Below are 23,048 nucleotides of genomic sequence, written 5' to 3' on the forward strand. Positions count from 1 at the left end.
CACGTCGAGCCACTCGCCGGCGCGCACCACGGAGGCAAACAGGCGCAGCTGGCCGCAGGTGCGGCCGCGCTCGCCCTCCAGGCGTGCCCGGGGCAGGCCGGTCTCGGCCATGGCACGGGTGATCAGGGCATCGCCGATGGCCTCGATCTCGGCGGCGATGGCCTCGAGGAAGGCCGCGCGGTCCGCCAGCGAACTCTCGCGATACGTGGCGTAGGCGGTCTCGGCGAGTTCACAGGCTCGTGCCACCTCGGATTCACCACCGCCACGGTAGATGGGCTCAAGGGCCTCGCCGCTGGATGGATCGATGGCGCGGATCTCGCCACGGGTACCGGTGACGGCCTGCTGGCCGAGCAGTAACGTTCCTGCCGGTTGCATAGGGAGCCTCCCATGTTGGTTTGCACTTTTTACTATCCTGGGTGGTCGAGCATGTAAGTTCAAGCTATTTACTTACTTTCCGGCTTCGACTTTGGTCGATGCCTCAGATGAGGTCGCTGGGACCATGGATGACGCTGGCCAGCACCTGGGCGGCGGCGCCGCGGGCGGCGATGAAGGTGGAATCCTCGATCACGCGGAGCGGGACCTGCTGTGTCGTGCCGAGGAGGCGGTTCTGGTTGGCCTTGAAGTAGGCCAGGGCGGGGTCGAGGAGTGGGCCACCCAGTTGGACCAGCGAGCCGCCGAGAACGAGCTCGGAGGGGTTCTGGGTGTGGTGCAGATTGAGCAGCAGGGTACCCAGCGCCTCGCCGGCGCGGCGCAGGGTGAGTTGGACGTTCTCCTCCTGCAGCCTGGGCAGCAGGGATTCGACGAGTTCCTCGTCCTCGGCGATGCCCAGGGCCGCCCGGATCGACCAGCCGCTGACCAGGGTCTCCGCACAGCCGCGATTGCCGCAGTGGCAGTAGAGGCCTCCGGGCTGCAGGATGGTGTGGCCGATCTCGCCGGCCAGGCCCTGGAGGCCCCGGGAAAGCAGCGGCAGGTGATTGCCCTCGACCAGGCCGCTGCCGATACCGGTGCCGGCGCTGACATAGACCAGTGAATCGGGCACCTGGCCGGTACGGAAATAGAACTCCCCGAAGGCGGCCGACTTGGCCTCGTTGTCCATTAGCCAGATGCCCTCCAGCTTCGGGAAATGGGGGCGCAGCAGTTCGAGGAAGCGGATGTCGCGCCAGCCCAGGTTGGGGGCCAGGCGCAGCACGGGTTCGCGGGGGTCGATGGGGCCGGGCAGGGCGACGCCTACACCCAGGCAGTGACGGTCGCTAACCGAAGGTGCGGAGTGCAGTGAGTGCAGCCGCTCGGCGAGCAGCCCGGCGGTGACCTCGGGAGTGGTCGGGACCAGGTGCTCATGGTGCGAGGCGAGAACCTCGCCGGAGAGCGAGCAGGCCACCAGGCGCAGGCCGTGCACGCCGACCTCGGCGCCGAGCATGACGTAGTGACGGTCATTGAGATGCAGCGCCCGCCCCGGCCGGCCGCCACTGCTCTTCTGCAGTTCGCCCTCGCGTAGCCAGTGCTGGTTCAGCAGGGACTGCACGACGGCGCCGACGGTGGCCTTGGTCAGTTGGGCCTGGGTGGCGATGTCGGCCCGGGTCAGGCCGGGGGTGCGGCGGACCAGCTCGAGGATGGCGCTACGGTTGAGGCGCTTGAGGAAGTGCAGGTCGCCCGCCTTGTGCTGCTGGAAGCTGGTTGACATAAAAGAAACGAACCCTATCCGTTCTGCCCGGTGTCGATGGCTCGGCGAGCATCACGCGCCGGATCTTGGTACTGACATTAAACGAATCGTACGCTGCGGATCACCTCGTCGAAGGTGCCGTCGGCGGCCTGATCCGGTCCCTAAGCCTACCTCAACGCATTGAGACTTTCCGCACTTATACCAACGTCGCATTGAAGGATGGGGGAGCGCCCATCATTCTACACTTAGTAAATAGATAAAACCAAGTGGGAGCCAAGATGAGCAATGATGTGACACGTTACCCCAGCCTGGAACAGCGGGTGGTCTTCATCACCGGTGGCGGTAGCGGCATTGGCGCGGGACTGACCCGCGCCTTCCATCGCCAGGGAGCCAAGGTGGTCTTCGTCGATATCGATGACGCCGCCAGCCAGGCGCTGGTCGATGAGTTGAAGGCCGCGACCGGCACGGCACCGCAGTTTCACCGCTGCGACATTCGTGACGTGGAGGCGCTGCAAGCGGTGATCGCCGAGATCGGCGAGAGCCTGGGACCGATCCACACCCTGGTCAACAACGCCGCCAACGACGACCGCCACTCCTGGCAGGACGTCGATGTCGCCTACTGGGACGAGCGGATGTCGCTCAACCTGCGCCCCATGTTCTTCGCCGCCCAGGCCGCCGCGCACCAGATGATCGAGGCCGGTGGCGGGTCCATCATCAACTTCGGCTCGATCAGCGTGCAGATGGCTATCGGTGATCTCTCCACCTACGTCACTGCCAAGGCAGCGGTCCACGGGCTGACGCGCAGCCTGGCTCGCGATCTCGGCACCCACAATATCCGCGTCAACACCCTGGTGCCCGGCTCGATCATGACCGAAAGGCAGCTCGAGAAATGGATCGGTCCCGAGGAGGAGGCCTCCATTCAGGCTCACCAGTGCCTGAAGCTGCGCCTGGAACCCCAACATATCGCCCCGGCGGTGCTCTTCCTGGCCAGTGCCGAGAGTGCCGCCATCACTGGGCAGGAACTCGCCGTTGATGGCGGCTGGGGCTGATCCAGTCGTATCTGTTACCAGCCTTCTCTTCAGTAATCAGAAATTAGAGGTGCGCCATGCTCTTACAACACAACAAGGAGTCCGTAATGCACGCTTCCTATCAGTACAACGCCACCAATCCCTACCGGCGCCGGCTGGCGGTGGCGATCGCCGTCGCTTCGTTCCTGGGGCCTTGCGTGGCCCTGGCGGATACCACCCTGCGGGTGCTGCGGGTCGAGATCAGTGATGTCGAGAAGGAGTACTACAGCGAGATCGCCGCCGAGTACGAGGCGCAGAATCCGGACGTCAACATCGAGCTCGAATATATCTCCAACGAGGCCTACAAGACACGGCTGCCGACCCTGCTTCAGTCCGACCAGCGCCCCGACATCTTCTATAGCTGGGGCGGCGAGGGGCTGCGCGACAAGGTGGAGGCCGGTTTCGTGCGCGACATCACCGAGGAGATGCAGGCCGGTTGGCAGGACCTCTATCCGGAGTCGGCGGTGAGCGCCTTCACCCTCGATGGCAAGGTCTATGGGGCACCGCTCTACGCCACCGTGGTGGGTTTCTGGACAAACACCGCCCTGACCGAGCAGGCCGGTGTCGATGTCGATGCCATCGAGACTTGGGAGGACCTCGAAGAGGCCGTGGTGGCGCTGCGCGAGCAGGGTATCACCCCGGCGGTCGTGGGCGGCAAAGATGGTTGGCCGATGCACTTCTACTGGGGCAATCTCGCCACTCGCTTGGCCGGCGGTGACGGCATCGAGGCCGCCAAGACCGGAGTGGACGGCGGTTTCGCTGGCGAGCCCTTCGTCCGAGCCGGTGAGCTGCTTCAGGCGTTCGTCGATCTCGAGCCCTTCCAGTCGGGGTTCATGTCGACCACCTATGAACGAGCCAGCGCCATGTTCGGTGATGGCGAGGCGGCCTTTCACTTGATGGGGGACTGGGACTATCTCCCCTCGAAGGAGCGCTCCATGAGCGGCGAGGGGGTACCGGATGAGAACCTGGAGTTCCTTCCCTTCCCCAGCGTGGAGGGCGCCCCCGGCAATGATCATAGCTTCGGTGGCATGAACGGTTACGCCGTCACCCAGGGGGCCCCCGACGAGGCGGTCGACTTCCTGCGCTTCCTGCTCAACGAGGAGAACCAGCGCGAAGCCGCGAGCCGCGGGATCTTCGTGCCGGTGGCACATGGCTCGGAGGAGGAGCTTGCCACTCCCTATGCCCGCAAGGTGGCCGAGATCCTCCGCGAATCGACCTTCCATCAGGTGTTCCTCGATCAGGCCCTGGGCACCTCGGTCGGCGCCACCGTCAACGATATCAGCGGCGACCTGGCCCAGGGGGTAATCACCCCCGAGGAAGCGGCGGAACGCGTCGATGAGGCCTGGCAGTTCCGGTAAACCTGGCCGGCCAGCACGGCCTTGCTGTTACGCCGGCGGCATGCCGCCGGCACGCACCAACTCCCCGTCTCGGGATGGATGCTCATCATGACGACTATGACTCGCCCCACCGTGCACAAACGGGGTACCGCCGATCGCATCAAGAAGAACCTGGTCAGCGGCAAGCTATCCGCTGTTCTCATCTTGTTGCCACCGGCCCTGATCCTGTTCTCGCTGTTTGTCATCCTGCCGTTGGTCGATGCGGCCTACTACAGCGGCTTCTCGTGGAACGGCTATGGCTCGCCCACGGACTTCGTCGGCACTCAGAACTACACGCGCCTGTTTGATCACTCGGTGTTCCATACGGCGCTGTGGAATACCACCAAGCTGATTCTGGTTTCCCTAATCATCCAGATGCCGCTTGCCTTGGGGCTGGCATTGCTGGTGTATCGCAAGACGCCGACCAATACCCTGTTCCGGCTGGTGTTCTTCCTGCCCTATATCCTGGCGGAAGTGGCCGCTGGCCTGATCTGGAGCTTTGTCTTCGACGGCGATTACGGCATTACCGCTTCTATATTCCAGTCGCTTGGGCAGGAGTCAATCTATGTATTGGCCGATCACCAGTGGGCCTTTCCGGCAATCATGACGGTGATCGTATGGAAGTACTTCGGCTTCCATATGATGATCTACATTGCGGCGCTCCAGAGCGTACCCAAGGATCTCATCGAGGCGGCCAAGCTCGAGGGGGCCAAGCCGCGCCAGGTGGCCCGGTTCGTGCAGATCCCATTGATCAAGCATGCCCTGGTGGTGAGTGGCTTCTTCGCCATCATCGGTTCGTTGCAGATCTTCGACATCATCATCCCATTGACCAATGGGGGGCCATCGAACTCGACCCATACCATCGTCACCTACCTCTATACCTTCGGCCTGTCACGACTGAACATCGGCTTCGGTAGCGCCGCCGCCGTGGTGCTGTTCGTACTCGCCATCGGTGTTGCCTTCTTCTACCAGCGCGCTACAACGAGGGGGGGCCGAGCATGAAGAATGTAACAACCCGCAATACGTTACGCGTGATCCTGTTGATCTTGGTCGCCAGCCTGGTCATTGCCCCCTTGCTCGCATCGTTCTTCGGCGGTTTCAAGAGTAATGCTGAGTTACGTACCAACCCACTTTGGCTACCGAATAGCTGGAACGCGGAAAACTACATCGCGATCTTTCTCGACGGCAGCTTCTGGCGTTACCTGGGCAACTCCTTCTTCATCTCCTCGATGACGGTATTCCTGACTCTGGTGGTGGGTGCGGCCGCAGCCTATGTGTTCTCACAAATCCGCTTCTTCGGCTCGAAGATGATCCTCTCGTACCTCTTGCTGGGGCTGATGTTTCCCTTTGCCGCAGCGATCCTGCCGCTGTTCATCAAGGTGCGCGACCTGGGGCTGCTGGACACTTACTGGTCGGTGATCTTGCCGCAGACGGCCTTCGGTCTGTCGCTGGCGATCCTGTTGTTCAAGGCATTCTTCGATCAGCTTCCCAAGGAGCTGTTCGAGGCCGCCTACCTTGATGGCTGCAGCTATCTGCGCTTCTTCTGGTCGTTCACCCTGCCGCTGTCGACGCCGATCCTGGCTACCGTGGGCGTGTTCGTCTTCGTGCAGAGCTGGAACAATTTCCTGCTGCCGCTGGTGGTGCTCAACGACCGTGACATCTACACCTGGCCGCTCGGCATGATGCAGTTCCAGGGCGAATACCTGACCCAGTGGAACATGATCCTGGCCTTCGTGACCCTGACCATCACACCGGCCGTGATCTTCTTCCTCGCTGCCCAGAAATACATCGTGGCCGGCCTCACCGGCGGCTCCGTCAAGGGATAAGGGATACCGCAAATGAAAGACGTGATTCGCAATCCGATCCTGCCCGGCTTCAATCCAGATCCTTCGATCTGTCGGGTGGACGAGGACTACTACATTGCCACCTCCACCTTCGAGTGGTACCCGGGGGTACAGATCCATCACTCCCGAGACCTGGCCAACTGGCGCCTGGTCACTCGGCCGCTGACGCGGGCCGCTCAGCTCGATATGCGCGGCAACCCCGACTCCTGCGGGATCTGGGCGCCCTGCCTGTCCTATGCCGACGGCCAGTTCTGGCTGATCTACACCGACATGAAGCGCTACGAGGGCAACTTCAAGGATGGCCACAATTACCTGGTCACCGCGCCCACCATCGAGGGGCCCTGGAGCGATCCGGTCTACCTCAACTCCAGCGGCTTCGATCCCTCGCTGTTCCACGATGACGACGGTCGCAAGTGGCTGGTCAACCTGCAGTGGGACTATCGCCAGCGCGAGGGCGGCGACCGCTTCGGCGGTATCCTGCTCCAGGAGTACGACACCGAGCGGAGGCGCCTGGTGGGGCCGATCCAAAACATCTTCGCCGGCACCGAAATGAAGCTCACCGAGGGACCGCACCTCTATCGCCGCGATGGCTGGTACCACCTGCTGGTGGCCGAGGGCGGTACGGGTTACGGCCACGCCGTGACCATGGCTCGCTCGCGCCATCTTACCGGCCCCTATGCGGTACATCCCGACAATCCGGTGCTGACCACGCGCCAGGACCCGGACAACCCGCTACAGCGTGCCGGCCACGCCGACCTGGTCGAGACACCCGAGGGCGAGACCTATCTGGTGCACTTGTGCGGCCGTCCGCTGCCGGGTACGCGGTTATCGCCGTTGGGGCGCGAAACGGCGATTCAGCGAGCCGTCTGGGACAACGACGGCTGGTTGCGACTGGCCGACGGCGGCAAGACCCCGACGCTGGAGGTGTCGATGCCCGGCACGGATCAACGTGCCCCGGACACCGAGGAGACCCACGAGTTCGCATCCGAGACGCTACCGGCGAACTTCCAGTGGCTGCGCACCCCCGAGCCCGAGCGGCTCTTCTCCCTGAGTGAGCGCCCTGGTTTCCTGCGCCTTTATGGTCGCGAATCGGTGGGCTCCTGGTTCGAGCAGGCGCTGGTGGCGCGGCGTCAGGACAACTGGTACTGCAGTGCCGAGACCGTGCTTGAATTCGAGCCGGACGACCTGCAGCAGTTCGCTGGCCTGATTGCCTACTACAACCGCTTCAAGTTCCACTACCTGGCGGTAACCCGTGGTGATGGCGGCGACAAGGTGCTCAGCGTGATGAGCTGCCACGACGAGTGGCCCAGCGGGCGTCTGGATATCGCCGACACCCAGGGGGCGGTTCTCGAGCCCGGAACGCCCGTGCAGCTCGGCGTCGATATTCGCGAGCGAGAGCTGCAGTTTCGCTACGCCCAGGGCGACGGTGAGTGGCAGCCGATCGGTCCGGTGCTCGATGCCGGGCTGCTCTCGGACGAGGGCAGTGGCCGCGCACATGGCTACTTCACCGGCAATTTCCTGGGCATGGCGGCCCACGACATCAGTGGTCGCGGTACGCCGGCCGACTTCGCCAGGTTCCGCTATCGCCGCGAGCTCCGTTGAGCGCCTGCCAATCACGCCTGAGAACCATAACCTATGCTTGATAAAGAGTGCACACCATGTCTGAAGTGACACTGGTCGATATCGAAAAGACCTTCCGCGGCAATGCCACGGTGATTCCCAATCTCAACCTGCAGATCGAGGATGGCTCCTTCACGGTACTCGTGGGGCCCTCCGGGTGCGGCAAGTCGACCCTGCTGCGCATGATCGCCGGTCTCGAAACGGTGACCCGTGGCTCGATCGCCATCGGCGAGCGCGACGTGACCACGGCGGAGCCCAGTGACCGTGACATCGCCATGGTTTTCCAGTCCTATGCGCTCTATCCGCACATGACGGTCGCTCGCAACATCGACTTTGGCATGCGCCTGGCCAAGGTGCCCGTCAAGGAGCGCCAGGCCAAGGTCGAAGAAGCGGCAAAGCTGCTGCATCTCGAGGAGCTGCTCGAGCGCAAGCCGGCCGAGTTATCCGGTGGCCAGCGCCAGCGCGTGGCGATCGGTCGCGCCATCGTGCGCAACCCCGGGGTCTTCCTGTTTGACGAACCGCTCTCCAACCTCGATGCGTCGTTGCGCAACCGCATGCGCGTGGAACTCGCCGAGCTTCACTATCGTCTCGACGCCACCATGATCTATGTCACTCACGATCAGGTCGAGGCCATGACCCTGGCCGATCGCATTGTGGTCATGAACGCTGGACAGATCGAGCAGGTCGGCTCGCCCATGGCGCTCTATCAGCGCCCCGAGACACTGTTCGTGGCGGGTTTCATCGGCTCGCCGAAGATGAATCTGATCGAGGGCCGGATCGCCGAAACCTACGGCGCTAACACGATCGGGATTCGTCCGGAACATCTTGACGTTAGTCGCGATAGCGGCGAATGGCAGGGCTATGTACGGGTCATCGAGATGCTCGGCGCCGATGCTTTCGCCTATGTCGACAGTGAGGCGACCGGCTCGATGATTGTGCGTCTGCCCGGCGATTCCGATTTGCGCCATGGTGACACCCTGTATATGACGCCGCGTCATGAGCTGCTGCACGCCTTCGGCGACGACGGAAAGCGCCTGTCGGATGACGTCGTGCGTCGGCGCACTGATGCCACCAGCCTCGGCTGACCATCTCACGGAGGACGCCATGATGGTTGCTCTCGACAACGGCAAGTTGCGCCTGTTGGTCAATCCGGCCATTGGCGGGGCAGTGGTGCGCTTCGATGCCCTGACCGAAGATGGCCCGGTGGCGCTGATGCGTCCCGGCACCGTCGACGAGCAGGACCCCAACCGGCTCGCCATGTACCCGCTGGTGCCCTGGTCGAACCGCATCTCGGCGGGAGGCTTCGAGTGGCGTGGCCGGCACTATCCGCTGGCGCCCAACCTCGCCGGCGAGCCGTTGCCGATCCATGGCGACGGCTGGCAGCGACCCTGGCGGGTCGAGGGCCAGGAGAGGCATGAGCTGCGCCTGGTGCTGCGCTCGCGCGAGCAGCCCCCCTTCGACTATCGCGCCGAACTGGTCTACCGCCTCGAGGCAGAGAGCCTGGCGGTCGAGCTCTCGGCCACGCACCTGGGCGAGGCGCCGGCGCCCTACGGCCTGGGGCTACACCCCTGGTTTCCGCGCAGTGGGCAGACACGACTCGCCGCCCGGGCCGAGGGGGTCTGGGAGGTGGATGCCGCCCAACTGCCCACCGAATGGCGCCGGCTCGGGACGGGGGAGGCGTGGAACTTCTCCGTCCCCTCGACCCTGCCCGAGGGCAGGATCGACAACCTCTTCACCGGCTGGAACGGGCGTGCCCTGGTGCGCTGGCCCGAGCGTGGCGTGGCGCTGGACATCGAGACCGAGCCCGCCGAGACACGCTACCTGATCTACTCCCCGGGGGCCGAGGCCGACTTCTTCTGCTTCGAACCGGTCAGTCACGCGGTCGATGCCCATCATCTGGGTGCCAGCGAGCATGGCCTGGTCGAGCTGGCGCCTGGCCAGTCCCTGCGTCGGCGCTACCGTTTCCGGGCTTCGTCTATCGTGACTTGAGGATCGAGGCCTGGCGAGCGGTGATGCAGGAGCCTGGGGGGACACTTGACCCTCCCCTCTGAAATGCTTCCTTTATCCATGAGACGAGTATCGACATGATGAGTAACGCCAAGATCACATCCGACCAGCTGCGCTCGCGCGACTGGTTCGACAACCCCGAGCACCCGGGGACCACGGCGCTGTGCATCGAGCGCTACCTGAACTACGGCATCACCCTGGAGGAGCTCACGAGCGGCCGGCCGATCATCGGCATCTGCCAATCGGGTTCCGACCTCACGCCGTGCAATCGCCATCACATCGAACTCGTCAAGCGGGTCAAGGACGGCATCCGCGCCGCCGGCGGGGTGCCCTTCGAGTTCCCCATGCATCCGATCCACGAGAATGCCCGCCGCCCCACGGCGGCGCTGGATCGCAACCTGGCCTACCTGGGCCTGGTGGAGGTGCTGCACGGTTACCCACTCGATGGCGTGGTGCTGACCACCGGCTGTGACAAGACCACCCCGGCGGCGTTGATGGCGGCGGCCACGGTCAATATCCCGGCCATCGTGCTCTCCGGCGGGCCAATGCTCAACGGCTGGCGGGGCAGCGAGAGGGTCGGCTCGGGGACCATCATCTGGGAGCTGCGCAAGCGGCTCGCCGCCGGTGACATCGACTATGCCGAGTTCCTCGCCCGGGCTACCGATTCGGCGCCCTCGGTGGGCCACTGCAACACCATGGGCACCGCCTCGACCATGAACGCCATGGCCGAGGCGCTGGGCATGAGCCTGCCGGGCTCGGCGATGATCCCCGCGCCCTACAAGGAGCGCGCCATGGTCGCCTACCGGACCGGCGAGCGGATCGTCGAGATGGTCTGGGAGGACTTGCGCCCCAGCGACATCCTCACCCGCGAGGCGTTCGAGAACGCCATCGTCACCTGCTCGGCGCTGGGCGGCTCCTCCAATGCGCCGATCCACGTCAACGCCATCGCCCGCCACGCCGGCCTCGAACTCGACAACGACGACTGGCAGCGCCTGGGCCACGCCATCCCGCTGCTGGCCAACGTCATGCCGGCGGGGGCCTATCTCGGCGAGGAGTTTCATCGCGCCGGCGGAGTGCCGGCGGTCATCAGTGAACTCCTGGGTGCCGGCCATCTGCACGGGGATGTCATGACCGTCAACGGCCATTCGCTGGCCGACAATGTCCGCGGACGGGAGACCCGCGACGACGACGTGATCCGCCGCTATGGCAATCCCCTGGTCGCGCACGCCGGCTTCCTCAACCTCGGGGGCAACCTCTTCGACTCGGCGCTGATGAAGACCAGCGTGATTTCGAAGGACTTCCGCGAGCGCTTCCTCAGCGACCCCGACGACCCGGACGCCTTCGAGGGTCGCGTGGCGGTGTTCGACGGTTCCGAGGACTACCATGCGCGCATCGACGACCCCGCCCTGGGCATCGACGAGCGCACCATCCTGGTGATGCGCGGGGCGGGGCCGGTGGGCCATCCCGGCGGTGCCGAGGTGGTCAACATGCAGCCGCCGGAGGCGCTGATCCGACGCGGCATCGAATCGCTCCCGTGCCTGGGTGACGGCCGGCAGTCGGGCACCTCGGGTTCGCCGTCGATCCTCAACGCCTCGCCCGAAGCGGCCAGCGGCGGAGGCCTGGCGCTGCTCGAGACCGGCGATCGCTTGCGAGTCGACCTGGGCAAGGGCGAGGTGCAGCTGCTGATCGATGACGCCGAGCTCGAGGCCCGCCGCCAGAGGCTGGAGGCGAACGGCGGCTACCGCTACCCGGATCACCAGACACCCTGGCAGGAGATCCAGCGCACGCTGGTGGAACCGCTGGATCGCGGCATGACGCTGGAACCGGCGCCCAAGTACCGGGACGTGGCAAGGCTCAGCCCGCCGCGGGACAACCACTGAGGCAGGGGTGTGATGCGATGACGGAAGCACGTATCGAGGTGGCGCTCGCGTTGGGCATGAGCCTGGGCGAGAGCCCGCTGTGGTCGGTGGCGCGGCAGACGCTCTATTGGGTGGATATCAATCGTGGGGTGATCTACGCCTGGCGGCCAGACCACGATGAAGCTCCCACCCGTATCGAGCTGGACGAAAAGGTCGGTTGCCTTGCCCTGTGCGAGGCGGGGCTGCTGGCCGCGACGGCCTCGGGGATCGTCAGGCTGCGCCTGCCGTTCGATGGCCGGCCCGAGCGTCTGGCGGACAACCCGGAGTGGCGGGAGGAGGGTGGCAATCGCTTCAACGACGGCCGCTGCGATGCGCACGGCCGGCTCTGGGTGGGCACCATCGCCGCCGACGAGCAGAGCCCCACGGCGGCACTCTACTGCCTCGACCAGGGCCAACTGGTACCACGCCGGTCGGGCATCGGCATCTCCAACGGCCTGGCCTTCAGCCCCGACGGGCATTGGCTCTACCATACCGACTCGCTGACGCGGCGTATCCTGCGCTATCCCTTCGACGTGGCGAGCGGTGGCACCGGCGTGGCGGAGACCTGGGTTGATCTGGAGGCGCTGGGGTTGCCGGGGGTGCCCGATGGTGCCGCGGTGGACAGCGAGGGGCACTACTGGAGCGTGCTCTACGGTGGGGGGCAACTGGTGCGCTTTTCGCCCGACGGGGAACTGGTGGCCGGCGTCGAACTGCCTTGCCCACACCCCACCATGGTGGCCTTCGGCGGGGCCGACCTGCAGACCCTCTATATCACCACCGCCACCCAGCACCTGGATGCTGAAGGGAAAGCCCGCTGGCCGGCCGCCGGCGGCCTGCTCAGGATGCCGGCCCCGGTGGCCGGGCTGGAGGAGCCCGTCGGTCGCGGCTAGGAGAGGGGGGGATGGCGGCAGCCAGCCGGGCCACCACCCCTGGCAGCTCGCTGGCATGTCGGATGCCGATGGCACCCGGTGGAGTGACTTCCTCGTCGGGGAAGCGGTTGAGGTGGATCACCCGCATGCCGGCCTCGAGGCCGGCGGCCACGCCCACCGCGGCGTCGTCGATCACCACACAGCGTTCGGGGGGATGGCCCATGGCCTCGGCGGCCTGGCGGTAGAGGCCCGGATCGGGCTTCCACACGCCCAGGGTGTAGGCGCTGAACAGCCGGTCGCCGAAATGCGGGGCGAGGCCGGTACTCTCCATGGCGCAGCGGATCTTGCCTTCCGGGCCGTTGGAGACCACCGCCTTGGGGTGGGCGGCCAGGGCCCCCAGGGCCTTCGGCATGCCGTCGATGGGCAGCAGCTCGGCGCGCATGCGGGCCTCCATCAGCGCGCGCATCTCGCTCTCCATCTGCTGGCGGCGTTGTTCGTCGAGCGTGGCGTGGCGCTGCTCCAGGGTGAGCACGATGGTGAGGAAGCGGACGCCGCGAAACTCCTCCATGTACTGGTGGGCGGTGAAGGGCAGGCCGAAGCGCGGCAGCACCTCCGCCATGACCTGGGCGAGCAGGATCTCGCTGTCGACCAGGGTACCGTCGGAGTCGAAGAGCAGGCAGAGCGGTGGGGTCATGAGGGCTCCTTTCAGGGGGTGAGGGGCGGCAGGGAGGCTTCGAGTGCCCCCAGGCGGGCTCGGTCGGGGAGGCCTTCCATGTCGCCGACCACCTGAACCGCCCGGGCGCCGATCAGGTTGCCGCGGCGCACGGCCCCCCGGGGCGAGAGGCCATCGAGCAGGGCGCTCACCACGCCCACCGCGAAGCCGTCACCGGCGCCGACGGTATCCACCACCTCGGCCACCGGAAAACCGGCCTGAGTGAAGCTCTCTTCCCGGCCCGCGAGGGTACCACGGTAGTAGCTCCCCTCGGGACCGAGCTTGATGATCACCGCCCTGGCACCCCGGTCGAGATAGTAGCCGGCGATATCGTGGGGCGTCTCGAGCCCGGTCAGGCACCGGCCCTCTGCCAGCCCCGGCAACACCCAGTCAGCTCTGGCTGCCATGGCGTTCAGTGTCTCGCGCATCTCGGCTTCGCTTGCCCACAGGCTGGGGCGCAGGTTGGGGTCGAAGGAGATGCTGGCGCCGGCGGCGCGGGCATTGTCCAGCATGTGCCAGGAGAGTTCGCGACAGCTCGTGGAGACCGCCGGGGGGATGCCGGTGGCATGCAGGTGGCGCAGGGCGCCGAAGTCGACGCTGAGGGCATCGTCCGGCGACAACCGGCTGGCGGCACTGCCGCGACGGAAGTATTCGACCCGGGGGTCGGCGCCGCCCTCGGCGCGTGCCTTGAACAGCAGGCCGGTGGGGTGTGCGGGGTCGGATGTCAGATGCCGGCAGTCGAGTCCCTCGGCCTCGAGGGTGTGGCGAATGAAGTCGCCGAAGCTGTCGGCACCGACCCGACTCAGCCAGCCGACCGGGAAGCCCAGTCGCGCCAGGCCGATGGCCACGTTGGTATCGGCGCCGGCGATCCGGCGATGGAAGTGCTCCACCTCGGCCAGTGGGCCGGGTGTGTCGGCAACGAACATGGTCATGGCCTCACCGAAGGCGAGGATTTCCGGACTGGCTGCGCTTGCGTGCGTCATGGTCGTGTTCTCTCGGGTGTCGGGACCTTGTGTCGCGGGTCGTCGTGAAGCTCCAGTGAATCAGCGGCGCGTGGAGCCTCGCGAGATCAATGTCGGCTGATAGTGGAGGCGTCGCGGTGGGGCTCGGTGACCGGAAGCTTCCAGGCGTTGCAGCAGGCGGTCGACCGCGGCCTGGCCGATCATCGCCGTGGGTTGGGCCAGGGTGGTGATGCCCGGCGGGACCAGCTCGCACCAGTCGAGTTCGTCGATGCCGAGCAGCCCGGTCTCGCCGAGGCGGATACCGAGCCTCTGGAGCGTGCGGGTGACGGCGAGGGTGACATTGCCGTTGGCGCACAGCAGGGCCCTGGGTGGGCGGCCCGGCCTGGCGAGGAAGGTGGTGATCCCGTCGGTCAGGGCGCCCTCCTGGCCTTCCAGTGCCAGGCAGAGCGCCTCGCCCGTCAGGCCTCGTTCGCCCAGCCCCTGCCGGAAGCGCTCGAGACGCCGCTGGCGCGAGCTGATCTGCTCCGGCGGCTCGCTGACATAGAGCAACTCGCCGTAGCCCTGGCCAGCCAGGTGGTCGAGGGCCATGTCGATGGCTCCGGCATTGTCGAGGCCGACCACGTCGGCCTCGACCAGATCCAGCTCCCGGTCGAGCAGCACCAGGGGAATGCCCTGGTCGGCCAGGGTGTGGAGTTCGCGGCTGGGTCGACCGGCGACGTTGATCACCAGCCCCTCGACTCGATAGGAGGCCAGCAATGCCAGGCGGGCGCGCTCCTGGGCCGGGTCGTTGTCGGTATTGCAGACCAGCAGGGAATAGCCCTGCTCGCGGCAGGCCTGCTCCACGCCATGCATCACCGCCACCGAGAAGGGGTTGCGGATGTCCGCCACCAGCATGCCGATCAATCGCGAGTGGCCGCCCTTGAGGCCACGGGCCATCTGGTTGGGGCGGTAGCCCAGGCAGCGGGCGGCCTCGGCGATGCGTGCCTGCAGTTCCCGCGAGAGGCGTTCACGTTCACCACTGAAGTAGCGCGACACACTGGTCTTGGAGGCGCCGGCTGACCTGGCGACCTCGAGGATGGTGGCACGTCGTAGCGGCGGCGTGGTGGTCATGATGACTCGACGATCTCCTATGGGAACGTTCCCATTCTAATTCGACCGGGCAGGATCGGCAAGGTGCGGGAGTGAGGCCGGGCGATCGCCGCCCCATCCTCTGTGGCTGTGTCCGCGGGGCCCATGTGTCAGATATCACCACCTCGCGAGGGGAACTCGGGTGCCGTTCCGGATTCGGCATTTTGTTATAACAATTTGATTTTAAGGTCTTTTATCTGTTGTTGGCGCAGAACTGGTCCGCTCCCTGCAGTCGTCAGGACGAGCAAGACATGCCGGCCGAGACCTCGACACGCCAAGTGGCAAGCGGACCCTCACCGGCATGACGAGCGAAGCCCCAGGCTTCACAAGGAAACTCAAGCTCAGACTCCATTGGAGGTGCGAACATGATGTCCAAGGAATTCCTCAAGAAACTCGGTATCTTCGGTGTTTCTTTCGGCCTGATCGCCAGCCCGCTGGCCTTCGCCGACTTCCACGAGGAAGAGGAGCAGGAAGGCGTTCCCCAGGAAGAGCCTGCGCCGGATGCTGGCGGTAATGCCGAAGCGGGTGCTGGCGTCGATAGCACCACTGAGTACGAGAACGAGGAGGAGGAGTTCGAGTACGAGGAAGAGGAAGAGTGGGAAGAAGAAGGGGATGACGAAGAGCAGGGTTGGTAAGCCCTGACGCTGCCCACGGACGGGCGGCGGGTTCTCCCATCGGTTGACGTTCCCGGCGTCATCCGCCTCGACCGCCTCCGGCCCCTGCCGGGGGCGGCTTTTTTCGTGCCCGCCTCAGCGCCGGCGCCGCGTCCAGGCCGCCTCGTTGACCAGGCTGATGGGCCGCTCGCCCTTCAGCGCCAGGGTGAGGTTGTCGACGGCGCGCTGTGCCATGGCGTCGCGGGTCTCGTGGGTCGCCGAGCCGATGTGCGGCAGGGCCACCACGTTGGTCATGTGCGGCAGCGGCGATTCCGGCGACAAGGGTTCCTGCTCGAAGACGTCGAGGCCGGCGGCCAGGATCTGGCCCTTCTCCAGGGCGGCGATCAGGGCCGACTCGTCGACCACCTTGCCGCGGGCGATATTGACGAAGATCGCCGAGGGCTTCATCCGGGCGAACTCGTGGGCGCCGATCAGGTGTACGGTCTCGGCGGTCAGCGGCACCGTCACGCAGACGAAATCCGCTTCGGCGAGCAGGGCGTCCAGTTCGCGACGTTCGGCACCGAGCTCGGCCTCCAGCGCCGGCTTGGGCGAGGCGTTGGAGTAGAGGATCTTCATGCCGAAGCCCAGTGCGCCGCGGCGGGCGATGGCCGCCCCGATGCGACCGAAGCCGATCATGCCCAGGGTCTTGCCGTGCACGTCGCTGCCGAAGTGCTCGGGGCCGATGCCGTGCAGCCAGTCGCCGCGCTTGACCAGCTCGGCCAGCTCCACCGCCCGGCGGGCCGCGGCCATGATCAGCAGGAAGCCGGTATCGGCGGTGGTCTCGGTGAGCACGTCGGGCGTATTGCAGAGCAGGATGCCGCGACGGGTCAGCTCCTCCACCGGGAAGTTGTCGTAGCCCACCGAGATGGTGGCGATGGCTTCCAGGCGCGGCGCGGCGTCGAGCAGTTCGGGGGTGACCCCGAGCCCCGCCCCGATCAGGCCGTGGGCCCTGGCCATCGCCTCACGAAAGGCCGGGTCGTCGGCGGAATCGAGCTCGGGGAAATGATCCACGTGGAAGTCGCGGCGCAGGGCCTCGAGGTGGTGGGGCTTGATCCGCCGATAGGCGACGATGCGCTTGGTCATCTGGGGCTCCTGATCGAGGGTGGGCAGTTTCCTAGCCTAGCAGCCTGCCACGAAAAGGGCGGCCACCAGGGCCGCCCGAACTTGCCTGTCGCACAGAGATGCGCGAAGGGATGCGAGGAGATCACTTCACCTTGGGATCCAGCTCGCCGCTGGCGTAGCGCTCGAACATGGCTTCCAGGCTGATCGGCTTGATCCTGGAGGCATTGCCCGCGGTGCCGAAGGCCTCGTAGCGCGCGATGCAGACGTCACGCATGGCGGCCACGGTCTCCTTGAGGTACTTGCGCGGGTCGAACTCGGCGGGGTGCTGGGCCAGGAAGCGGCGCACCGCGCCGGTGGAGGCCAGGCGCAGGTCGGTGTCGATGTTGACCTTGCGCACGCCGTGGCGGATGCCCTCGACGATCTCCTCGACCGGCACGCCGTAGGTCTCGGGGATCTCGCCGCCGAACTCGTTGATGATCGCCAGCCACTCCTGGGGCACCGAGGAGGAGCCGTGCATCACCAGGTGGGTGTCGGGGATGCGCTCGTGGATCTCCTTGATGCGCCGGATGGAGAGGGTGTCGCCGGTGGGCGGCCGGGTGAACTTGTAGGCGCCGTGGCTGGTGCCGATGGCGATGGCCAGGGCGTCCACGCCGGTCGCCTTGACGAAGTCGGCGGCCTCTTCCGGGTCGGTGAGCAGCTGCTCCATGTCCAGCTTGCCCTCGGCGCCGATGCCGTCTTCCTCGCCGGCCATGCCGGTCTCCAGGCTGCCCAGGCAGCCCAGCTCACCCTCCACCGAGACGCCGCAGGCGTGGGCCATCTCGACGGTACGGCGGGTGACGTCGACGTTGTAGTCGTAGTCCATGGGCGTCTTGCCGTCCTCGCCCAGCGAGCCGTCCATCATCACCGACGAGAAGCCGAGCTGGATCGAGCGCTGGCACACCGCGGGGCTGGTGCCGTGGTCCTGGTGCATGACCACCGGGATGTGCGGGAACTCCTCCACGGCGGCCAGGATCAGGTGACGCAGGAAGGGGGCCCCGGCGTACTTGCGGGCGCCGGCGGAGGCCTGGACGATGACCGGCGAGTCGGTCGCGTCGGCGGCTTCCATGATGGCGCGCATCTGCTCGAGGTTGTTGACGTTGAAGGCCGGGATGCCGTAGCCGCGCTCGGCGGCGTGGTCCAGCATCTGGCGCATGCTGATCAGTGCCATGAAGTGTCCTGTCTGTGAAATCCGATCGATGCCGGCGTGGCCGAGGGGCCACGCCGACAGGGGGTATCGAGGGAGGAGGCGGTCTCAGCGCGAGGCGGCGTCTTCCAGGGCCTTCACCGCGGGCAGGGTCTTGCCTTCCACGTATTCGAGGAAGGCGCCGCCGCCGGTGGAGATGTAGGAGATCCGGTCGCCGATGCCGTACTTGTCGATGGCCGCCAGGGTGTCGCCGCCGCCGGCGATGGAGAAGGCCGGGCTCTCGGCGATGGCCTTCGAGATCACCTCGGTGCCACGGCCGAACTGGTCGATCTCGAACACGCCCACCGGGCCGTTCCACAGGATGGTGCCGGCGTCCTTGAGCAGGGCGGCCAGGCGGGCGGCGGTCTCGGGGCCGATGTCGAGGATCATCTCGTCGTCGGCGACCTGGTCGACCGGCTTGACCACGGCCTCGGCCGATTCGGAGAACTCGGTGGCCACCACCACGTCGCTGGGCAGCGGGATCTCGACCCGGCCCATCAGTTCCCTGGCCTTCTCGATCAGGTCGGCCTCGTGCAGCGACTTGCCGACCTTGTGCCCGGCCGCGGCGATGAAGGTGTTGGCGATGCCGCCGCCGACGATCAGCTGGTCGCACTTCTCGGAGAGCGCATTGAGCACCTCGAGCTTGGTGGAGACCTTGGAGCCGCCGACGATGGCCGCCATGGGGCGCCGGGGGGCGGCGAGCGCCTTCTCCAGGGCGTCGAGCTCGGCGGCCAGCAGGGGGCCGGCGCAGGCGGTGGGGGCGAAGCGCGCGACGCCATGGGTGGAGGCCTGGGCGCGATGGGCGGTACCGAAGGCGTCCATCACGAAGACGTCGCACAGCGCGGCATACTGCTTCGCCAGGGTCTCGTCATCCTTCTTCTCGCCGGCGTTGAAGCGCACGTTCTCGAGCAGCACCACCTCGCCGTCGGCCAGGTCCAGGGCGGCGCCCAGGTAGTCCCTGACCAGGGTGACCGGGCGGCCGAGCAGCTCGCCGAGGTGCGCGGCCACCGGGGCCAGCGAGAACTCCTCGGCCGGCTCGCCTTCGGTGGGGCGACCCAGGTGGCTCATCAGCATCACCCTGGCGCCGGCGTCCCGGGCGGCCTGGATGGTCGGCAGGCAGGCCCGCAGGCGGGCATCGCTGGTCACCTTGCCGTGCTTGACGGGTACGTTCAGGTCCTCGCGGATCAGCACGCGCTGGCCGTTGAGGTCGAGGTCAGTCATCTTGCGCACGTTCATCGGGGCGTCTTCCTCATCTGGAGAAACCGAAGCGGGGTCATGGGGTGGGCGGGGGCATGGCGGCCAGGCGCCGGCTCACGTCGAGCATGCGATTGGCGAAGCCCCACTCGTTGTCGAACCAGCACAGCAGCTTGATCAGGCGGCTTCCCGCCACCCGGGTCTGGGTGGCGTCCACGATACCGGAGCGTGGATCGTGGTTGAAGTCGATGGAGGCCATGGGCTCCTCGGTGTAGCCGAGCAGCCCGGCCAGCCGCGCGTGGCTCTCGGCGCGCAGCAGGGCATTGACCTCGGCGGCGCTGGTGTCGCGTTGCACGCAGATCGACAGGTCCATGGCCGAGACATTGATGGTCGGCACGCGCATGTGCAGGCACTCGAGGCGCCCGGCCAGGTGCGGCATCAGGCGATTGATGCCGCGGGCCAGGCCGGTGTCCACCGGCACGATGGAGTGCATCGCCGAGCGGGTCAGGCGCAGGTCGGTCTGGTGGTAGGCGTCGATCACCGGCTGGTCGTTCATCGCCGAGTGCACGGTGGTGGTCACGCCGTGCTCGATGCCGAGCGCCTCGTCGAGCACGGTGAGCACCGGCACCAGGCAGTTGGTGGTGCAGGAGGCCGCCGAGATGATGCGGTGGTGTGCCTCGAGCACCTGGTCGTTGATGCCGCTGACGATGGTGGCGTCGACGTCGCTCTCCGCCGGCTGGGAGAACAGCAGCCGCCCGGCGCCGGCCGCCAGGTGCCGTTCGGCGGTGGCGCGGTCCTTGAAGCTGCCGGAGCACTCGAGCACCAGGTCGATGCCGAGCTCGGCCCAGGGCAGTCGGGCGGGATCGGACTCGGAGAGCAGCCGAATCGCCCGACCATTGACCACCAGATGGTCGCCCTCGACCTCCACCCGGCCGGGGAAGCGGCCGTGAGTGGTGTCGTAGCGGGTCAGGTAGGCGATGGTGGCCAGGTCGGAGAGCTCGTTGATCGCGACGATCTCCAGTTCCGGCTCACGCGCCGGTTCGGCGCGTTCGAAGAGGGCGCGCAGCACGCACTGGCCGATGCGGCCGTAACCGTTGATGGCGATGCGATGGGCCATGGTGGTGGTGGAGTCTCCCCGGGCCGTGAAACACGAACCCGCGATTCTAGCGCATTTGCGGCCGGCAGGCCCACCGGTCGAGTCGCGAAAGGCGGTTTCGGCCACCGTGAAGGGGGCGAAAAATTTTGCTTGCGGGGCACTTGAAACGCCATCGAGCGCTCCTATTTTGCAGATTACGGGGGCCTTGTCAGCCCCGACCTGGCCCCTTCCGACAACCCGTCTTCAGCAGGAGGTGGTTGATATGTTCGACGATCTCAGGCGTTTCGATACCGGCCCGTTCCAGGGGCTGGACTGGTTCCGGCAACTGATGGACGAGTTCTTCCCGGAAGGTGGCGTCGCGGATATCCGTGCCGTACCGCGGGGCAGTTATCCGATGATCAATGTCGGTCGCACCGACGACGCGGTTCGTGTCTATGTGTTTGCCGCGGGTCTCTCACCCAGCGACCTCGAGATCAGCATCCAGGACAACGTGCTGACCCTGCGGGGCAAACGCGAGGCGCTGCCGCCCGAGCCGGAAGGCGACAGTCGGCGTCCCTACTTCCGTCGCGAGCGATTCGACGGCGAGTTTGCCCGCTCCATCGCCCTGCCCGAGGGTCTGGATGCCGACCTCTCCGAGGCGCGCTTCCATGACGGGATCTTCGAGATTCACTTGCCCAAGCGCGAGGAACTCAAGCCGCGGCGCATCGAGATCAAGGCGGCATGACGCGAGAGAGATAAGGAGGTGATCTGCCATGAGTGATATCGCCAAACGTGAGGAAGCTCGGGACCTTGACACCCGCGAGCGGCGCGAACCCGCCATGCTGCCGCCGGTGGACATCTACGAGGAGGACAATGCCCTGCACCTGTTGGCCGATCTGCCGGGGGTGAAACGGGAGTCGCTGAGCATCGAGGTGGACAACAATGTGTTGAGCCTCGAGGGAGAGATCCAGGTCGACATGCCCGAAGGCATCTCCGCGACCTATGCCGAGGTGCGGGCGCAGCGCTTCGCGCGCCGCTTCACGCTGAGCCACGAGATCGACGGTGAGGCCATCGAAGCGCGCGTCGAGGATGGCGTCCTGCATCTGGTGCTGCCGAAGAAGGATAGCCACCGGACTCGGCGCATCGAGGTCCAGGCGGCCTGAGCGAGCGCTAGCCGTCGAGCGCCCACTCCATGCGGGTGGGCGCTCGCGTTTGCAAGGGGGGGTGTCCGCTCGGTAGGGTCCTACACTACGCTGGGAATAGCGTCTTTGATAACCCAAGGAGAGGAACGACATGACCGATATCGCCAAGCTGCTGGGTGACGAGGCCGACGACCTGCTGGGCCACGTCTGTACCGGCTTTCCCGGTGAGCGGCTGCACTTGCCCGGGGCGGACTTCATCGATCGGGTGATGGCCCTCAGCGACCGCCGGCCCCATGTGCTGCGCAACATGCAGGCGCTGTTCGACCATGGCCGGCTGGCCGGCACCGGCTACCTCAGCATCCTGCCGGTGGACCAGGGCATCGAGCACTCGGCCGGGGCCTCCTTCGCCCCCAACCCGATCTATTTCGACCCGGCCAACATCGTCGAGCTGGCCATCGAGGGCGGCTGCAACGCGGTGGCCTCGACGCTGGGCGGGCTCGCCTCGGTGGCGCGGCGCTACGCTCACCGGATCCCGATGCTGCTCAAGCTCAACCACAACGAGACCCTGACCTACCCGGCGGTCTACGACCAGACGCTGTTCGCCCAGGTCGAGCAGGCCTTCGAGATGGGCTGCATGGCGGTGGGGGCGACCATCTACTACGGTTCGTCGGAGAGTCGCCGCCAGATCATGGAAGTCAGCGAGGCCTTCGAGCGGGCCCACGAACTGGGCATGGTCACGGTGCTGTGGTCCTACCTGCGCAACCCGGCCTTCAAGAAGGATGGCACCGACTACCACGTGGCCTCGGATCTCACCGGCCAGGCGATCCACATGGCCGCCACCATCAAGGCCGATATCGTCAAGCAGAAGCTGCCCGAGAACAACGGCGGCTACCGTGCCATCGGCTTCGGCCACACCCACGACAAGGTCTACAGCGAGCTGACCTCGGACCATCCCATCGACCTGGCCCGCTATCAGGTGGCCAACTGCTTCATGGGGCGTGCCGGGCTGATCAACTCCGGTGGTGCCTCCACTGGCGCCGGCGACCTGACCCAGGCGGTACGCACCGCGGTGATCAACAAGCGTGCCGGCGGCATGGGGCTGATCTCCGGGCGCAAGGCGTTCCAGAAGCCGATGGCCGAGGGCGTCGAGCTGCTCAACGCCATCCAGGACGTCTACCTGTCGAAGGACGTGACCATCGCCTGAGCCAGGGTGACGGGAAACGAAAAAGGGCACGGCCGATCGGCCGTGCCCTTTCTCGTGACTCGCTGCCAGCGCTCAGGCGTCGAGCAGCTCGTTGGCCTGGGCAACGACGTTGTCGACGGTGAAGCCGAAGTGCTTGAACAGGTCGCCGGCCTTGCCCGACTCGCCGTAGCTGGTCATGCCGACCACCCGGCCGTCGAGGCCCACGTACTTGTACCAGGCGTCGACGTGGCCGGCCTCGATGGCGAGCCGTGCGCTCACCGCCCTCGGCAGCACGCGCTCGCGGTACTCGGCGTCCTGGGCGTCGAAGCGGTCGGTCGAGGGCATCGAGACCACCCGCACCGCGCGGCCGGCCT

Annotated in this window: 23 protein-coding genes; 13 read left to right on the forward strand and 10 right to left on the reverse strand. The window is 66.3% G+C overall.

Features of this window, described 5'->3' with window-relative positions:
- Positions 1 to 375: aldehyde dehydrogenase family protein (locus MKP05_RS19765; protein WP_240569899.1), on the reverse strand; the 375-nt coding region annotated here is incomplete at its 3' end.
- Between the two features lie 103 nt (positions 376 to 478).
- Positions 479 to 1,681 (reverse strand): ROK family protein, encoded by a 1,203-nt coding sequence (locus MKP05_RS19770; RefSeq protein WP_240569900.1) that lies wholly within the window; start codon positions 1,679 to 1,681, stop codon positions 479 to 481.
- Between the two features lie 257 nt (positions 1,682 to 1,938).
- Between MKP05_RS19770 and MKP05_RS19775 the strand changes: the two genes are divergently transcribed.
- From MKP05_RS19775 to MKP05_RS19815, 9 genes are all read left to right on the forward strand, one after another.
- Positions 1,939 to 2,709 carry an SDR family NAD(P)-dependent oxidoreductase gene (locus MKP05_RS19775; protein WP_240569901.1) on the forward strand — a complete coding sequence of 257 codons (771 nt, stop codon included), beginning with the start codon at positions 1,939 to 1,941 and terminating at the stop codon, positions 2,707 to 2,709.
- 86 nt (positions 2,710 to 2,795) lie between these two features.
- Positions 2,796 to 4,085 (forward strand): ABC transporter substrate-binding protein, encoded by a 1,290-nt coding sequence (locus MKP05_RS19780; RefSeq protein ID WP_240569902.1) that lies wholly within the window; start codon positions 2,796 to 2,798, stop codon positions 4,083 to 4,085.
- Positions 4,086 to 4,172: 87 nt separating this feature from the next.
- Positions 4,173 to 5,105: a carbohydrate ABC transporter permease gene (locus MKP05_RS19785; RefSeq protein ID WP_240569915.1), complete on the forward strand. Its 933-nt coding sequence runs from the start codon at positions 4,173 to 4,175 to the stop codon at positions 5,103 to 5,105.
- Positions 5,102 to 5,929 carry a carbohydrate ABC transporter permease gene (locus MKP05_RS19790; protein WP_110284084.1) on the forward strand — a complete coding sequence of 276 codons (828 nt, stop codon included), beginning with the start codon at positions 5,102 to 5,104 and terminating at the stop codon, positions 5,927 to 5,929. Before MKP05_RS19785 ends, MKP05_RS19790 begins: the two co-directional genes overlap by 4 nt.
- Before the next feature lie 12 nt (positions 5,930 to 5,941).
- The gene (locus tag MKP05_RS19795) at positions 5,942 to 7,549 is read left to right on the forward strand and encodes a glycoside hydrolase family 43 protein (RefSeq protein ID WP_240569904.1); all 1,608 of its coding nucleotides are present in this window, start codon (positions 5,942 to 5,944) and stop codon (positions 7,547 to 7,549) included.
- A gap of 56 nt (positions 7,550 to 7,605) precedes the next feature.
- A complete protein-coding gene (locus MKP05_RS19800; protein WP_110284082.1) occupies positions 7,606 to 8,652 on the forward strand; it encodes an ABC transporter ATP-binding protein in 1,047 nt (348 codons plus the stop codon).
- 19 nt (positions 8,653 to 8,671) lie between these two features.
- The gene (locus tag MKP05_RS19805) at positions 8,672 to 9,556 is read left to right on the forward strand and encodes an aldose 1-epimerase (protein ID WP_240569905.1); all 885 of its coding nucleotides are present in this window, start codon (positions 8,672 to 8,674) and stop codon (positions 9,554 to 9,556) included.
- Positions 9,557 to 9,654: 98 nt separating this feature from the next.
- Positions 9,655 to 11,454, forward strand: coding sequence for an IlvD/Edd family dehydratase (locus tag MKP05_RS19810; protein ID WP_240569916.1), 1,800 nt, complete (start codon positions 9,655 to 9,657; stop codon positions 11,452 to 11,454).
- A 17-nt stretch (positions 11,455 to 11,471) separates the two neighbouring features.
- Complete coding sequence (locus tag MKP05_RS19815) at positions 11,472 to 12,362, forward strand: SMP-30/gluconolactonase/LRE family protein (protein ID WP_240569906.1); 891 nt, start codon at positions 11,472 to 11,474, stop codon at positions 12,360 to 12,362.
- Here the strand turns inward: MKP05_RS19815 and MKP05_RS19820 are convergent.
- Genes MKP05_RS19820 through MKP05_RS19830 form a run of 3 tightly spaced genes read right to left on the reverse strand, consistent with a single transcriptional unit; the run spans position 12,310 to position 15,125 of the window.
- Positions 12,310 to 13,035 carry an HAD-IA family hydrolase gene (locus tag MKP05_RS19820; protein WP_240569907.1) on the reverse strand — a complete coding sequence of 242 codons (726 nt, stop codon included), beginning with the start codon at positions 13,033 to 13,035 and terminating at the stop codon, positions 12,310 to 12,312. The genes MKP05_RS19815 and MKP05_RS19820 overlap by 53 nt on opposite strands.
- A gap of 11 nt (positions 13,036 to 13,046) precedes the next feature.
- Complete coding sequence (locus MKP05_RS19825) at positions 13,047 to 14,036, reverse strand: sugar kinase (protein WP_240569908.1); 990 nt, start codon at positions 14,034 to 14,036, stop codon at positions 13,047 to 13,049.
- Between the two features lie 60 nt (positions 14,037 to 14,096).
- Positions 14,097 to 15,125 carry a LacI family DNA-binding transcriptional regulator gene (locus MKP05_RS19830; protein ID WP_110284076.1) on the reverse strand — a complete coding sequence of 343 codons (1,029 nt, stop codon included), beginning with the start codon at positions 15,123 to 15,125 and terminating at the stop codon, positions 14,097 to 14,099.
- Positions 15,126 to 15,508: 383 nt separating this feature from the next.
- On the opposite strand from MKP05_RS19830, the gene MKP05_RS19835 reads away from it, so the two are divergent.
- A complete protein-coding gene (locus tag MKP05_RS19835) occupies positions 15,509 to 15,778 on the forward strand; it encodes a hypothetical protein (protein WP_240569909.1) in 270 nt (89 codons plus the stop codon).
- 114 nt (positions 15,779 to 15,892) lie between these two features.
- Here the strand turns inward: MKP05_RS19835 and MKP05_RS19840 are convergent, their stop codons facing one another.
- The 4 genes from MKP05_RS19840 to MKP05_RS19855 form a co-directional block, all read right to left on the reverse strand.
- On the reverse strand, positions 15,893 to 16,879 hold the full coding sequence (locus MKP05_RS19840; protein ID WP_240569910.1) for a 2-hydroxyacid dehydrogenase: 987 nt from the start codon (positions 16,877 to 16,879) through the stop codon (positions 15,893 to 15,895).
- Between the two features lie 121 nt (positions 16,880 to 17,000).
- Entirely contained in the window at positions 17,001 to 18,065 is a 1,065-nt protein-coding gene (fba, locus tag MKP05_RS19845; protein WP_110284073.1) for a class II fructose-bisphosphate aldolase, read from the reverse strand.
- A gap of 84 nt (positions 18,066 to 18,149) precedes the next feature.
- Positions 18,150 to 19,316, reverse strand: coding sequence for a phosphoglycerate kinase (locus MKP05_RS19850; protein ID WP_240569911.1), 1,167 nt, complete (start codon positions 19,314 to 19,316; stop codon positions 18,150 to 18,152).
- A gap of 37 nt (positions 19,317 to 19,353) precedes the next feature.
- Entirely contained in the window at positions 19,354 to 20,391 is a 1,038-nt protein-coding gene (locus tag MKP05_RS19855) for a type I glyceraldehyde-3-phosphate dehydrogenase (protein ID WP_240569912.1), read from the reverse strand.
- 241 nt (positions 20,392 to 20,632) lie between these two features.
- Here MKP05_RS19855 and MKP05_RS19860 point away from each other — a divergent pair, with 241 nt between their 5' ends.
- From MKP05_RS19860 to MKP05_RS19870, 3 genes are all read left to right on the forward strand, one after another.
- Positions 20,633 to 21,094, forward strand: a complete 462-nt coding sequence (locus tag MKP05_RS19860; RefSeq protein ID WP_110284070.1) for an Hsp20/alpha crystallin family protein — start codon at positions 20,633 to 20,635, stop codon at positions 21,092 to 21,094.
- A gap of 28 nt (positions 21,095 to 21,122) precedes the next feature.
- A complete protein-coding gene (locus MKP05_RS19865) occupies positions 21,123 to 21,512 on the forward strand; it encodes an Hsp20/alpha crystallin family protein (protein WP_240569913.1) in 390 nt (129 codons plus the stop codon).
- A 130-nt stretch (positions 21,513 to 21,642) separates the two neighbouring features.
- Positions 21,643 to 22,695, forward strand: a complete 1,053-nt coding sequence (locus MKP05_RS19870; protein ID WP_240569914.1) for a class I fructose-bisphosphate aldolase — start codon at positions 21,643 to 21,645, stop codon at positions 22,693 to 22,695.
- A gap of 72 nt (positions 22,696 to 22,767) precedes the next feature.
- Here the strand turns inward: MKP05_RS19870 and MKP05_RS19875 are convergent.
- The coding region (locus MKP05_RS19875; RefSeq protein ID WP_276316695.1) for a transketolase-like TK C-terminal-containing protein at positions 22,768 to 23,048 on the reverse strand (281 nt) is incomplete at its 5' end.

The organism is Halomonas flagellata, from assembly GCF_022487945.1.
Taxonomy (GTDB): Bacteria; Pseudomonadota; Gammaproteobacteria; order Pseudomonadales; family Halomonadaceae; genus Halomonas; species Halomonas flagellata.